The sequence below is a fragment of the Mesorhizobium silamurunense genome, from assembly GCF_014843825.1.
Lineage (GTDB): Bacteria > Pseudomonadota > Alphaproteobacteria > Rhizobiales > Rhizobiaceae > Mesorhizobium > Mesorhizobium silamurunense.
The window spans coordinates 1-13872 of the sequence record NZ_JHQR01000191.1 but is presented as its reverse complement, the minus strand read 5'-3'; the positions used below and the strand labels follow the sequence as shown (position 1 = coordinate 13872).

11 protein-coding genes are annotated in these 13872 nt (G+C 64.7%); 5 read left to right on the top strand and 6 right to left on the bottom strand.

Annotation, left to right across the window (positions count from 1 at the left end; all coding sequences use genetic code 11):
* Positions 1-305, bottom strand: a 305-nt coding sequence (locus DH10_RS21285; protein ID WP_192385293.1) for an aromatic amino acid lyase, incomplete at its 3' end; no start/stop codon positions are given.
* A 285-nt stretch (positions 306-590) separates the two neighbouring features.
* On the opposite strand from DH10_RS21285, the gene DH10_RS21280 reads away from it, so the two are divergent.
* From DH10_RS21280 to DH10_RS21265, 4 genes are all read left to right on the top strand, one after another.
* Entirely contained in the window at positions 591-3140 is a 2550-nt protein-coding gene (locus DH10_RS21280; RefSeq protein WP_192385292.1) for a caspase family protein, read from the top strand.
* A 19-nt stretch (positions 3141-3159) separates the two neighbouring features.
* A complete protein-coding gene (locus DH10_RS21275; protein ID WP_312891312.1) occupies positions 3160-3450 on the top strand; it encodes a hypothetical protein in 291 nt (96 codons plus the stop codon).
* Between the two features lie 207 nt (positions 3451-3657).
* Entirely contained in the window at positions 3658-4761 is a 1104-nt protein-coding gene (locus DH10_RS21270) for an OmpA family protein (RefSeq protein ID WP_192254468.1), read from the top strand.
* Between the two features lie 8 nt (positions 4762-4769).
* Entirely contained in the window at positions 4770-6008 is a 1239-nt protein-coding gene (locus DH10_RS21265) for a caspase family protein (protein ID WP_312891313.1), read from the top strand.
* A gap of 25 nt (positions 6009-6033) precedes the next feature.
* Here the strand turns inward: DH10_RS21265 and DH10_RS21260 are convergent, their stop codons facing one another.
* Positions 6034-6600 carry a DUF6931 family protein gene (locus DH10_RS21260; RefSeq protein WP_192254470.1) on the bottom strand — a complete coding sequence of 189 codons (567 nt, stop codon included), beginning with the start codon at positions 6598-6600 and terminating at the stop codon, positions 6034-6036.
* Positions 6601-6956: 356 nt separating this feature from the next.
* Here DH10_RS21260 and DH10_RS21255 point away from each other — a divergent pair, with 356 nt between their 5' ends.
* Positions 6957-7490 (top strand): OmpA family protein, encoded by a 534-nt coding sequence (locus tag DH10_RS21255; RefSeq protein ID WP_192385291.1) that lies wholly within the window; start codon positions 6957-6959, stop codon positions 7488-7490.
* Positions 7491-7565: 75 nt separating this feature from the next.
* On the opposite strand, the gene DH10_RS21250 is transcribed toward DH10_RS21255, so the two are convergent.
* From DH10_RS21250 to DH10_RS21235, 4 genes are all read right to left on the bottom strand, one after another.
* Positions 7566-9182: a caspase family protein gene (locus DH10_RS21250; RefSeq protein ID WP_192254474.1), complete on the bottom strand. Its 1617-nt coding sequence runs from the start codon at positions 9180-9182 to the stop codon at positions 7566-7568.
* Positions 9183-9370: 188 nt separating this feature from the next.
* On the bottom strand, positions 9371-11788 hold the full coding sequence (locus tag DH10_RS21245; protein ID WP_192254476.1) for a M23 family metallopeptidase: 2418 nt from the start codon (positions 11786-11788) through the stop codon (positions 9371-9373).
* A complete protein-coding gene (locus DH10_RS21240) occupies positions 11785-12195 on the bottom strand; it encodes a DUF1036 domain-containing protein (protein WP_246506396.1) in 411 nt (136 codons plus the stop codon). Before DH10_RS21240 ends, DH10_RS21245 begins: the two co-directional genes overlap by 4 nt.
* Positions 12196-12297: 102 nt before the next feature.
* Positions 12298-13803, bottom strand: a complete 1506-nt coding sequence (locus DH10_RS21235; protein WP_192385290.1) for a hypothetical protein — start codon at positions 13801-13803, stop codon at positions 12298-12300.
* Positions 13804-13872 lie beyond the last annotated feature (69 nt).

Sequence of the window (13872 nt, the reverse complement as noted above, 5' to 3'; positions counted from 1 at the left end):
AGCGCACGAACGGCTTCGGTCGGCAGGGACGGTCCGGCGCCCATGCTGTGGCTGAGCGGCACGCTGTGCTGGAAGGCGACCAGATCGGCCTCCGCAAGCGGCGTGTCGACACAGGCGCCAAGGCCGGTGGTCACGCCGTAGAGCGGCTTGCCGAGCTGCGTGAGGCGCTCGATGAGCGCGCGGCTGGCGCGGATGCGGCGCATGGCCTCCTCGCCAAGCACAAGACGGGCGTTGCGCCGCGCGATCTCGGCGACATCCACCGCGTTGAGCGGCCTGGCGTCGAGGACTATCACTCTGGCTGTCATGTCCTTGCATCTATCTCATGATCGGCGTCGCGCAAATGTGCCACGCCATCCCTCTGCACTGCGCAGCGTCCGCTGGCCGGGGCAGATGATGCAGCCGCGAACGTCCGATCATTGCAGCGCTCATGCGTCTGGAGTAGTTTAGCTTTTGATTGGATGAGACGCATGCTCGCTGTCGTTATGCATGCGGTCTGCTCCGGTCTCGGCAGATTGTGAACTCTTTAACAGACCTCGGCGCCGCTAGCTGCATTCCTGTGGCCGACAGGTCATAGCAGTTAAGGATTTGCCATGCTGCGATGCTGCGCGTTCCTTGCAGCCTTGGTCCTCATGGGCTTCACGGCGTTCGAAGCTCACGCCGATCGCAGGGTTGCGTTTGTGATCGGCAATTCCGAATACCGCGACATCCCGGCCCTCAAGAACCCGGACAAGGATGCCGAGGATGTGTCGAACACATTCCGCCTGGCCGGCTTCGACGTGTTCGTCGCCAAGGATCTCACCAAGCTTCAGTTCGAGGAGCAGTTCCGCAACTATCTCGCCGCGGCCGACGGCGCCGATCTTGCCGTTGTCTACTATTCCGGCCACGGCTTCCAGATCGGCGGCGAGAACTTCCTGATCCCGGTCGACGCTTCGCTGAAGGCCGCGGCCGACATCGAGGTCCAGGCTATCAAGCTCGACGACGTGCTGCAGCAATTGCGCTCGAAGTCGAAGATCCAGGTGATCATCCTCGATGCCTGCCGCAACAATCCGTTTCCGCGCAAGGACTATTGGCTGAGGGACCAATTGATCGCCGCGGGCGGCACCGGCCTTGCGCAGGTGAAGGGCTCGCTGAACACGCTCATCGCCTTTGCCACCGAGCCTGGCGCGGTCGCTTTCGACGGCTCCGGTGACCTCAGCCCCTTCTCATCCGCCTTTTCCCGCCGAGCGTTGGCGCCGAACCAGGAGATCCGCACGGTGATGGCCGCCGTTCGCCGCGACGTGGTTCAAGCCACCGACGGCAAGCAGGTTCCCTGGGAAAACTCCTCGCTGATCGACGAGGTGGTGCTGATGCGCCGCGCCAGCCGCCCGGCGCTGCCGCCGGTGCTGGAGAAAGTCGTGCCGTCGGGCGTCGGCCCCGTCGCGCTCGACCTGCCGGAGCCGGTCGATGTCGACGGCGGCGCGATCACCGTCAGCATCGAAAGGCCGCCGGCGCTTGGACGTCTGATGCTCGACGGCAAGCCTGTCGCGACCGGCGAGCCGATCGCCGGCAAGGACCTGCCGCGCCTTGCGATGGACGTGCCGAAGAGTTCCGGCGCGCAGGAAGAGGTCGATATGCTGGCCTATGCCACGCGCGACAACTGGGGCGGCGAATCCAAGGGCATCCTGGTGTTCCGCGTCAAGAACGGGGACGCCGCCGAAGGTAAGCAGCTCGTGGCCTCGCTCGAGGCCGAGCAGAAGCAGCAGGTGCTGGAGCGCGGCATCCACATCACCGGCGCGGCCGAGGCGATCGAGAACCGCGACATCAGCGTCCCGGTCGGTGTCGGCCCGGTGCCGCTGAAGCTCGATTTCCCGACCAAGGATCCCGCCGTCAGCCTGAAGCTCGCGAGTTATCCGGCTACGGGAACGTTGTCCTTGCCGGATCGGACGCTGTCTCCCGATTCCAGCCTGATGGCCGATGAAGTCGACCACTTGCGCTACGAACCCCAGATAGGCGCCGTCAAGCCACTGATAGTCGGCTTCGAAATCAGGGCCGACAACGCGTCGTCCAAGCCGGCGACGATGAAGCTGTCGCCAAGCGTTGAGCCATGCGACAGGGAGGCCGGCGAGCCTCTCGACCTGCAGGGCGTCGTCCCGGGCCTGCTGCCGAACGAAATCAGCAGCAACGCCGTGGATGTCTGCCGGGCGGCGGTGAAAGCCTATCCGGACGTCGCTCGCTTCCGCTACGAGCTCGGACGGGCGCTGCTTGCGGTCGGCAAGGTCGACGAGGCCAAGAAGGCGATCCAGCAGGCCGCCGACAAGGGGCACGTCCGCGCCGTGTTCGAGCTCGGCTACCTAAACGCGACGGGAACGGGGATGCCCGCCAACCGCAAGCAGGCCAACACCTTCTACGCGGCGGCGTCCGACAAGGGCGATCCCTATGGGATGACCTCGTGGGGTCGCGCCTTGTTCAACGGCTATGGCGTCGAGCGTAACACCACCAAGGGGCTGGACCTGCTGCTCAAGGCGGCGGCGATGGGGCACACCTATGCCATGAACGATCTCGCCGCAATCTTCACGGAAGGTCGTAACGGCGTGCCCGCCGATCCGGCTCGCGCCGTGGCCTTCCTCAAGGCTGGCGTCGAGCGGCAGGACATGTATTCGATGAACCTGCTCGGCCGCAACTATCTCGCCGGCACCGGGGTCGAGAAGGACCCCAAGACGGCACTCTCGCTCTTCCAAAAGTCCATGGATCTCGGCCAGCCCTACGCTCCCGGCAGCCTTGCGCGCATGTACAGGGACGGTGTCGGCGTGCCGCAGGATCTTGCCGAAGCGCAAAGGCTGTTCGAGCTGGCGACCGATCGCGGCGATCAGTCGGCTGCGTATGATCGCGCGGCTCTGGAGATGCTGCGGGGCGACAAGGCCGACCAGGCGGTGGCGGTGCGCTACCTTGCTTTCGCGGCCGCGCTCGACCTTCACAACGAAATTCCCGACGCAAAAGCCACGCTGGCGAAGTTCGGAGCCAAGGCGAAAACGGTGGCCTTGAAGCAGCTGCGTGGGGAACTCAAATCGAAGATTTCGGCGGACGGCTCGTTGGACGACCAACTGGTCAAGACGGCCAGAGCGGTCTGGGAACAAGCCAATCCGCGCCGGGACTTGTTCTGATCAACAAGGAGGCAATGTGGTGGGCTGGGCATCGAAACAGGCAATCGTCGCAACAATCCTATCCGGTGCTCTGGCTGTCACGGGGTGCACGACCGTGATGCCCAGGGTCGAGCCGACCCCGACGGTGAAGCACAAGACCAAGGTCGTTCGCACGACTACCGCGCCAAAGGTCGTCAAGCAGAAGAAGGTCACCGCTAAGAAACTGATCAAGCCCGTTCAGGAAGAAACCACACCCGTCGTCGTCAAACCTGTTTTGGGAGGTGGCAGCGGTGGAGGTGGCGGCGGTGGAGGTGGCGGCTGGGGCGGATGAGGGTTCGACAGCAGGCGAGTCGGTCGCTGGGGTTTTCTTCGTTCTTTGACTTGCTATCGTCGCACTCCGCTTCTGTCCTGGCACCATTTCTGCGATCTCGACTTTAGGCATGGAGCGTGGCCGCAGCCGCTCGCCAAGCAAGCGCGGGTACTCTATGCTCCCATCTCGTGCCGGTATCGAGATCGGGTTGTCCTTGGGGGGCGTTCCATGGTCGAAGTCGTTGCATTCTGGCCGAAGCGGGCGAGCGCCGCCGCGCGGGCCGCGGGTCTCATCGTCGCCGCGCTGGTCGCTTTGCTGCTGTTCGAGCCGCAAGCCGCCAAGGCCGCGCCGAACTGGACGCTCGATCCTTCCGCCTCGGTACTGACCTATCAGTCGGTCAAGAAGAACACGATCGTCGAGACCAACAAGATCCGCAACATCACCGGCACGCTGAGCGCGGCCGGTGACGCAAAGATCAGTTTCGACCTCAATTCTGTCGACACCGGCGTCGACCTCCGCAACGTCCGCATGCGCTTCCTGTTTTTCGAGACCTTCAAGTACCCGACGGCCGAATTGACGGCCAAGGTGGACCCGGCCGCATTCGCCGACCTGCCGACAAAACGCAGGATCAAGGCGACCCTGCCGTTCCGCCTCCGCCTGCACGGCGTCGACAAGGACCTCGAGGCCAGCATCGTCATCACCATGATCAGCGACACCCAGGTCTCCGTCGCTTCGGAAGCGCCCGTCGCGGTCCATGTCGAGGACTTCGGCCTGCTGCCCAACATCGACAAGCTGCAGCAGGCGGCCAATGTCACCAACATCGTGCCGACCGCCTCGGTGTCCTTCGATTTCGTCTTCACCGCCGATGGCAGCAAGCCGGCCGCTGTTCAGACCGTGGCGGCAAGTGCTGCCGACGTCGGGCCGGTCGCCACCGATGCGGCGAAAGCGAATTTCAGCGACGAGGAGTGTCTCAACAGGTTTGCCGTGCTCTCGCGCACCGGCGCCATCTACTTCCGGCAGGCGAGCGCAAGGCTAGATGCCAAGAGCCGCCCGCTGCTGGCGGAGGTCGAAGGCGTCGTCGGCAAATGCCCGGCCCTCAAGGTCGAGGTGTCCGGCCACACCGACTCCGACGGATCGCCCGAGGCGAACAAGGCGCTGTCCGAGCGGCGGGCCCAGGCGGTTGCCGACGCGCTGGTCGCCGACGGCGTGCCGCACAACCAGGTCAGCGCCGCCGGCTATGGCGAGGAACGGCCGGTGGCCGCCAACGACACGCCCAGGAACAAGGCACTTAACCGGCGGATCGAATTCTCCGCCACCAAGCTTGCGAACTGAGGTCGCGGGTGGGCCCCGACTCGATCGCCCGTTGCGGCCGCCTGCTTCGGGCCGCTGGCCTTGCGGTGCTTGCCGTGTTCCTGACTTTGACCGCCGCCAGCGCCGAGCGCCGCGTCGCGCTCGTGCTGGGCAACTCGCAATACCAGCATGCGGCGCCGCTTACCAACCCGGCGCGTGACGCTGAGGCCATGGCGGAGCGCCTGCAGAACCTGGGCTTCGAGGTGGTCTCCGGTTTCGATCTCACCAAGCAGCAGACGCAGACCACGGTCGCCCAATTCGCCAAGCAGGTGCGCGGTGCCGACATCGCGCTGTTCTTCTACGCCGGCCACGGCCTGCAGGTCGCGGGCAAGAATTACCTGCTTCCAGTCGATGCCGCGCTCGAGGACGAAACCTCGCTCGATTTCGAGGCAGTGTCGGTCGATTTCGTCCTGCGCCAGATGTCGCGCGAGACCAGCATCAGGCTGGTGTTCCTCGATGCCTGCCGGGACAACCCGCTTGCCGAGGTGCTGGCCAGGACCGCTGGCGTCAAGGGTGCAAGCAGCGGCCTTGCCGAAATACCGATCGAGAATGGCGGCGCCGGCACGCTCGTCGCCTTCGCCGCCAGCCCGAACCAGCTTGCCTTCGATGGATCGGGCGAGCACTCGCCGTTCACCGCGGCACTGATCCAGCACATAGGCGAATCCAACATCTCCATCACCGAGGCTATGAACAGGGTCACCAGCGACGTCTTCAAGGCGACGGCCGGCAAGCAGCGCCCCTGGATCAATGTCTCGCTGACCACCGAGGTCGTCCTGCACAGGGTCGATCTCAACGCGCCGCTGATCGTTGGCGAGGCGAGTGTTCCGCAGGCCGAAGCGGGCTCCGACACGCGCAACACCGGAGCAGCATCGGGCCTGGGCGACGACCAGCTTGCGCTCAACCTGTTGCGTCAGAAGATCCCGAAACTGGCGACCGACGAGCCGATCCTTTTCGATCACCCGGTCAAGTTCGGCGATCCGGCCATCGACGGCAAGAGCATCGCCCAACTGATCAAGGGCAAGCCGCTGTTCAGCCCGGTGGAGGGTCTCGACAAGTCGGTTTGGGAGGACAAGCACTGCGACGGCTGCCACGAATGGAACGAGGCCCGTCTGTGCGATCAGGCGAAGAATTTCGCCGCCAACGATGTCTCGGTGCTGCGCCTGCAGCACCCTCTGGGAACCCGCTTCAAGGTGGCGCTGGCCAGATGGGCGCAAGGCGGCTGCAAGTGAGAGCGGGTGTCTGACTGCCTCGGGCCTAATAGGCGTCGGCCGATTGCTGCTGCGCCTCCATCTCCGCCATCTGGATGCCCATCTCGACGAAAGCCGAAAGCACGGCAAACCGATCCGCGAGCGACACCCGCGCAAGGCCTGCCAGAATCCCTGCGCTGACGGCATGGGCGGTCGGAAATCCGGCCGCTGCTTGATCGATGGTCGAACCGCTGTCGCGCCAGCCCGCCGCCAGGGCGATCCACGAAGCGGGCGTCACCGGCGGCACCTCCACGGCCTGGGCTACCGCCGCGCGATGGTCGGGATTGCCGGGTTCGCCGACCCAGTCGCCGACGAGCGCCAGCAATTCGAGATCCCTGTCGCCGAGGAGTTCGGCAAGGTTGCTCAGGCACTCATGCGCCCACCAGACCGCGGCCCGCTCGGGCAGCAGATAGGCGCAGAAGGTGATTGCCTCCTCGGGCACGCGCCCGGCCAGCAGCGTGCGGCAAAACTCGATCGAAGGCTGGTCGGTCGGGGCCGCCTTCATATCCCGGGCGACGGCAGGGCAAGCGCTGAACAGATCCCGCGCCGTCCTGAACCGGAGCCCGTTGGCCATGGCCGCCCGCCCTCACTTGTGCATGTCGCCCAAAGTGCGCAGCGGTTTTGGGAAAAACGACATGCAAAAACAAAAGTTCTAAAGCGCGTCGCCTGGATCCGTTTCAGCGCGACGCGCTTTAGGAATAGAGCTACTGAAACCCCGGCGGGGGCGTTGGTCAAGCCTCAGCCTAGCAAATGACGGCCGCTCGCAGCGTGTGTTTGTTCACAGACAATCGCCGTGAAATTTGGTATCGTTCGGCTGATGCATGTCGCCCAAAACTGTGCAGCGGTTTTGGGGAAACGATACGCATGAAATGAAGACTCAAAGCGCGGCGCCGCGCTTTGACGAGATCCGCTCAAACAGGAGTAACGGTCATGCGGTGGGCGAGCTCAGCCTTTGCATTGGCGGCCGTGCTTTTCTCGACGCACGTTTCCGCTGATCCGCTTCAGAAATCCGAAGACATCGTGAAGTTCTTCACCGGCCAGGGCAATCTCGGCGCGTCGCGCGGGATCTGCGTCGGCACCGAGGAAGAGTGCAAGAGCAAGAACGACAAGAACGCGGCCCCCGACAAAACCGGGCTCGATATGATGATCAATTTCGGGCTGGATTCCGCTCAGCTCGATCAGACCGCGCGCGCCGAACTCGACGAGTTCGCCAAGGCGCTGAAGGACAACCGGCTGAGCACGTTCAGCTTCGTGGTCGAAGGGCATACCGACGCTTCCGGCCCGGATCGCTACAATCAAAATCTGTCGCAGCGCAGGGCGAAGTCGGTAGCCGCCTTCCTGACCGCGAACGGCGTTCACCCCGACCGGCTCGAAGCGGTCGGCCTGGGCAAATCGCACCCACGCGTTGCCAACCCTTATGATCCGGTCAACCGCCGGGTTGAGATGCGGATCAGGACGGAATAAGCCGCCGGCAGAAAGTCATTCGCGCCGCAACGGCGATCAACGGGAGCCCGGCAAAACGGCCGGCTCCCGTTTTTATCAGGGCTTGTGGAGCGCGCCACCCACCGCGATACCGGTGCCGAAGATCAGCGCCTTGGTCAGGAAGTCGTTGTTGTCGTTGGGCGGTGGGGCTTCCTCGCCAACCATGGTGTCGGTGTTGCGTCTCCTGACAACTTGCTGCTGCTTCCTGCGCGGCTTTTCCGCCACGGGCTTGAGCGTGCGGGTCTTCTGCACCACCGGCTTCTTGGGCTGCGCCGTGCGGGCCTGGTCGGCGGCTTGGTTGGCGCGGATCGCGTCCATCATCGGGTCGGTCTGGATCGCCAGGAACGCCAGCTGCTCGCGGGTCAGAAAAGTGGTCTGTGGCAGGCCGTTCTTGCCCTGCCAGACGCCGATTGCCTGGCGCGTCTTTGGGCCGATATTGCCGTCGACCTGGCCAAGCTCGTTGCCCAGCGCCTCGATGCGCAGCTGCAGGTCGATGCGGCCGTTGCGATCGAGGCCGATCGCGCCTTCCGTCTGTTCCGTGCCTGGCGTCCGCTTCATCTCGTCGGTGATGCCGACCGAGGTTCGAACAGCCGAGCCTGAATTGGCGTTTGCTGTGTCCGTGTCGAGAGTCGCGACCTGCTTGTCGGCCTTCGGATCCTTCAACTGATCGATGTTGAGCTTGGCCACGGTGGCGAAGCGGCCGTTCGGGAACTGTTCGAGATAGGCCTCGTAATACGGAATGGCGTTCTTCTTCGAAGCCTCGTCCCAAAGGCGCTGCTCGACCTCCCAGGACGGCGGCTCGCTGACCACGGGAGCGGGGGCGGGCGCCGCTGTTGTTTTGGCTGCGTCGGCCACGGGCGCCGCGCCCGTCGCGGCTTCCTGCTTGCCGAGGAAAACCTCGCGTCCCAGCGATGCATTGTGCCATGGCCGCTGACGGCCTTGCGTGGCTTCCGTCACCTCGCCGCGCACCCGTGTCAAGGCGCTCTGGATCTCGACGCCGGGTTCGGTCAGGTGCTTGGCGAGAGCTAACGAGTAGGGGCTGTCGACGCCGTTGCCGTCGAAGGCGATCGCGCCGGGGTCCGTTGCATAGGCGATAAGCACGCCGCCCGTGCCGACGCCGTCCGCTTTCGCTTCGACCGGCGCCAGGCCGGCGCCGAGCGAGCGGCTCTTCGGCAGCGAGGCGGCCAGCGTCCTTGCCAGCGGATTGTCGCGGCAGGCGTCGAGGATGATGACGCCGACCGCCGGGTCGGGCGGCAGCGCCGCCATGAACTCGTCGATCTGCACGGTGCGGGTCTTGAGATAGGCCGGCGACGTCAGCTCCGCATCCACCGGAATGAGATAGTTCTTGCCGTCGACCTGCATGCCGTGGCCAGCATAGAAGATGACGGCGAGATCGGCGTTATAGGATTCTTCCGTGAACCGGCTGATCAGGCTGTGCATGCCTTGATTGTCCTGGTCGACGCCTTCGATCACCTCGAAGCCGGCATTGCGCAGCGTCGATGCGATGAGGTGTGCGTCGTTGGCCGGGTTGGGCAACGGCACGGCGTTGACATATTTGCTGTTGCCGATGACCAGCGCGACGCGCTCGGCGGCGTCTGGCGTGGCGGCCTCGGCGCCGAACGCGGCAAGGACAAACAGGATAAATCCACTCACAAGGACGGCGAACGTTTTCATGGACCGGCCCTCCGCCCCTTCGGGGCGCGCTATCGGTGTCTGCGCATGCTAAATTTCGCTTCTGCCAAAACTGGCTCTTGGGCGTATGTGATCCCGACCACAGTCTTGGTTCACAAAGAGCCCGAAAAAGTGAGTTATGACAACATCAGGCGGCAGCGACACCAATGGCCTGACGTCGGCCCCAGCTTTCAAAGCGTCGCCTGGATCGAGCCTATGAGGGCCGTGACGGCCTGCTTGTATTTCTCGAATTCCGGCGATGTCTGCCGGATCTGGGTCGTGATCGTCTGCTGGTTCTGATCGGACGCCACGCGGGTCACCTTCTGCCCCATCTTTCGCTCGGCCCAGTCGATGACGTAGCTGGTGGTCTTGCCTGTGAGGAACGGATTGGCCTGGATCACGGCCGACCCAAGGACCACGCTCAATTGCGCCGCGCCCGGCGCCGCCAGCACCTGGGACGCGCCTTCCATGCCCAGGAAATGGCAGAGATAGAGCCGCCCGGCGGTGATCTGGTGGCCGCGGGCGCGAAGATAGGCTTCGCCCTCGCGCGCCAGGTTGCGCACCATCTCGCGCGACAGAGTGGCGTCGTAGCGAAGCGCGAGTAGGTCGGCGGTCGACAGCGAGCGGGCGAGATCGGGCCGATAGGTGTTCATCATCCGGATCCAGGTCTTGGTGATGAACTGGCCGGCACCGGTCGCCGAGGACAGCGGGTTCTTGGCCCGCGCGCTGCCGCCGCTTTCGACATGGACGATGCGCTCGGTCAGCGTCTCGACGGCGGCATCGCCGGAACCGCCGGAATCGCCAGATGCATAGGCGGCAACCGTGGTGACCATGCCCAGCGGATCGATCGCCTCGCCGTTCTGGTAGAGCTCGAAATGCAGATGCGGGCCGGTCGAAAGGCCGGTGGTGCCGATATAGCCGATGACGTCGCCGGCCTTCACTTTGGTGCCGACGCCGCTCGCGATGGCGAATTTTTGCATATGCGCATAGCGCGTCTCGCGCTCGTTGGCATGCGTGATCTTCACCAGATTGCCATAGCTGCCGCCATCGCCCTGGAAGGTGATTTCGCCATCGAACGCGGCCATGATCGGCGTGCCGACCGGAGCAGCCCAGTCGACGCCTTTATGGATGCGAACCGTACCGAGGATCGGGTGCTTGCGCGGGCCGAAGGTCGAGGTCATCACCCCGGCGACCGGCGTGACCATGCCGTTGGTCACGGTCAGCGAACGAACCTCGTCATTGCCCGTGACGCATGCGTACTGCCCGTCGCTCTGTTGGAAGACGAAACAGTCGAGGGTCTTCTCCGTGCCCTGGACGCCGACATAGAGGACCCGTCCGGAGATCTCGCCCTGGCCGCGTGGCGTCTGCGAATAGATCAGCACCAGCCGCTGGTCTTCGCTGGCGAAGGCGTCGAGATCCTGTCCTCGCGACAGATACATGATTGCTTCGCCGATCACGCTGGTCGGAACCTTGTTGCGCGCTGCCGTCGAATAGATCGCGTCGAGCAGGCGATACTGCCGCTTGGGCCCGCCCTCGTCGGATGCGCCTGAATAGTTGAACAGGTCCTCGCGGACCCAGGGATCGACGCCCGAGACGAAGGCGCCGGCCGCATTGCGCGTCAGCGTGCCGACATAGACGTTCCTGGCATAGATCGAGACCTGCATGAGCGACATGGTCGTCGTCTCGCGGTTCGGCCTGAACCCGCGCATGGCCACGACAAAGCCCGATGCCAGGCCATCGCGATTGAACAGCGCCTTCAGCGCTTCGCCCGCCAGTTTCGCGTCGTCGGCCGAGAAGTGCGCATCGGTGACGACGCTGTCCAGGCTGCGGTCGTTGAGGATTTTTACGAACGTGTCCCCTGTGGCCTCGAAGCGCTGGTACTCGCTGGTGACGGAGGCGACGGTCGTGTTGTTCTCGATCTCGGTCTTCTTGAAGGCGGGAAGGGCGGCTTCGCCCTGGTCGACGGTCTCGCCCCAGCCGGCCTCAGGGTCGTCCGCATCCGCCTTGGGCGCAGAACCCTCAGGCGCTTCGCTCTCGTCCGGCGCCGGCTGGAGGTCGTTCTCCAGATCGCCTTGCTGATCGTCGGCTGCAGCCGGGGCCGGCGGGGCAGCTTGCTGATCGGGTGCCGCCGCCGGGGCTTTTGGCGCCGTCTGCCGCTGCGCCTGGAAGAAGGCGAAATCCTCCTGCGTCGACGGGATCGTGGTCATGAATTTCTCGCTGGCGCTCAACATCACGTCGGAGAGGATTTCGATCTGCGGCGAGGCGCCGGAACTGTCGAGTTCGGCTGGGCGTGCGACGGTGCGGCCCTTCGTTGCGTTGTCGGCATCGGGCGCCAGCGTGATCCACATCGGATCGCCGGCAAGGTCGATGATGGCCGGCACATAGACCGAGGCGTCGGGCGGCACGTCCTCCATGCCCTCGACCGGATGCAGTTCCTCGTCCTCGTCGCCGAACGACCAGTAGTCCTTGGTCAGGTAGAAGCCCGCCGCGATTGAAACGACGGCGAGCGCGGCAACGCTGGAAAGAATCCAGCGCCAGAGCTTGCGCCGGCGCTCGGCCAGGCGCGCCTGCTTCTTCAATTTGAAGCTCGTGTCGATGCTGTGCGTCACGGGCTGTTCCCGGTCAGGAAATAGGTCCAGCGCACCTGCTCCTGCGTGTCGACCTCGACGAAGCGCGCGGCGATATGGCCGCGCTGCCAGCATTCATCGATGCCGCGGATCGAGAAGCGGCGGCGGTCGACGCACATCTCGGTCGATCCGTTCAGGATCGCGTGGCCGAAGACGTCCGTGGCGTAGATGTAGATGTACCGGTTGGTCAGCTCCTCGCGGATGACGTTGACGCATTGGTTGGCGCCGATGGTCCACCAGCCGTCGGTCTGGTCGGCGTCGTCGACCTTCTGTCCGACAGCGAGGTTGACGACGTCGAGCGTCTGGTTGCAGACGGTGAATTCGGCATGGGCCTTGCCGGCGGTGAGGATCGAGAGCAGCACCCCGCCAAGCAGTGCGGTAAGCTTCATCCGGCTGGTCGGGTTAGCCCAAATTCGAACCCGGCCCCGCTTCTTGCATGGCGGTGACGAAGAGGAAGAACGCGGGTAGCGGAGTTCCATCGGCGTCCATGTCTATCCGCCAAGCCGGAAATACTTGGCCGTGGCGGAGAATTGGGAACCATCGGCCTCGATCTCCTCGAGGATCCTGGGCAACAGCTCCGAGGCCGGTGTCGGCCTCGAGAACATCGCGGCCTGGATATCCCGGGGTCCGGTGATCACCAGCATGATCTGCGGCACGGCCTTGCCGGCCGCCTTGTCGGCGGCGGCGAGGCCGATCGGGATGTTGAAAGTCGCCTTGTCCGGTTGCGCCACCATGCGGTCGTCGAGGTTGAACGCGATGCCCTTGTGGTCGATCAGCATCACATTGGAAATGAGCCCGCCGCGCGTTACCAGCGTGCCGCGGATCGGCGAGCCGTCCGGCACTGACGTCCGGTCGAGAACGAGTTGCGGCCTTTCGGCTCCACTCCGGTCGAGAAAGCGCAGGAAGCTGGTCACCTCGCACTGCGGCTGGTCAATGAGGCGAACGCTGATGTCCGGCTCGAGATGGAACCTCGACTGGAAATCGTTGAGCATCCGCTCGAACGGCTGCACGGCGGTGCCGAAGCCTTCGATCGCCGCGGCGCTGTCCGTCGCCGACGTCAGCGTCGCATAGAAACACTCGCCGCCGCTGAAGTCGCGCACCCAGGAGGCACGCCGCGTCAGTTCGTCGAGCTCTTTTGCCGGCGGCGAAACCTGCGGCTTGGGCAGGTTGATGGCGACGTCCGTATTCTGAGGCTTGGTCGCAGGCTGTGGCTGCGGCAGCGGTGCCGGTTGTGACGACGCGCCCGGCGTTGACGGCTGGCTAGCCGGGGTTTCAGGCGCTTTCGGCTGGATGGGAGGCGAAGCCGGCGCCTGGGTTTCCGTAGGCGCGGGCGTTGTCGACTTCGACAACTTGGACAGAGCCTCGATGAGGTCCGATGCGCTGGGCTTGGTGGCCGGCGGTTTTGCTTCCGGCGGCGGCGTGTTTCCCGCTTCTGTCTGGCTCGGTCCCGACCCCTTGGCCGTTGGCGCCTCGTTGGCTGCCGGCTTCTGATTTTCCGTCGCCTTCGGCGTAGGAGCGGGCGACTTCTCGATCGGCGGCTGTGGAGGCTGGGTCTCGATTGGCTGCGAGGCTTGCGCCTGATTGTCGTGGGCCGGGCTCTCGGGCTGGGCGGCAGGCGACGTCTTCTCAGCGGGCTCTTGGATCTTCGTTGGTGGCGGCGCCTCGAGCTTGGGGGTCGGCACGGGAATTTCGGCAGGCCGTGTCGGCTCCGATTTCTGCTCGGTGTCGGCTTCCGCCTGCTTTTGGAGCGGTTGTGTCTTGTCCTCGGCTTGCGGCAGAGCAGGAGCGGTAGGCTTGGCCGGCTCAACGGTGGCAGAGTTGTCAGGTTTTGGTGCCGCTGGCTGGGGTTTCGAAGCATCCGCGACAGGCTTAGGCGTTTCCACTGCGGGTTTTGCCGCCGGTTTTGGGGTGAGAGGCTCGGGTTTCTCCACGGCAGGCGGAGGCGCCATGACGCCGCTGAAATAGAGGCCGGCGCCCGTCACCACGGCCAGCGCCACCGCGCCGCTCGCGATCGCCGGGAACCGAGAGCGCCTGGGACCATCTCAAAGCGCATCGCACTGCCGCCA

Coding starts and splice junctions, on each gene's coding strand:
- DH10_RS21280 (WP_192385292.1), top strand. CDS start 591: ATGCTGCGATGCTGCGCGTTCCTTGCAGCCTTGGTCCTCATGGGCTTC.
- DH10_RS21270 (WP_192254468.1), top strand. CDS start 3,658: ATGGTCGAAGTCGTTGCATTCTGGCCGAAGCGGGCGAGCGCCGCCGCG.
- DH10_RS21260 (WP_192254470.1), bottom strand. CDS start 6,600: ATGGCCAACGGGCTCCGGTTCAGGACGGCGCGGGATCTGTTCAGCGCT.
- DH10_RS21255 (WP_192385291.1), top strand. CDS start 6,957: ATGCGGTGGGCGAGCTCAGCCTTTGCATTGGCGGCCGTGCTTTTCTCG.
- DH10_RS21250 (WP_192254474.1), bottom strand. CDS start 9,182: ATGAAAACGTTCGCCGTCCTTGTGAGTGGATTTATCCTGTTTGTCCTT.
- DH10_RS21240 (WP_246506396.1), bottom strand. CDS start 12,195: ATGAAGCTTACCGCACTGCTTGGCGGGGTGCTGCTCTCGATCCTCACC.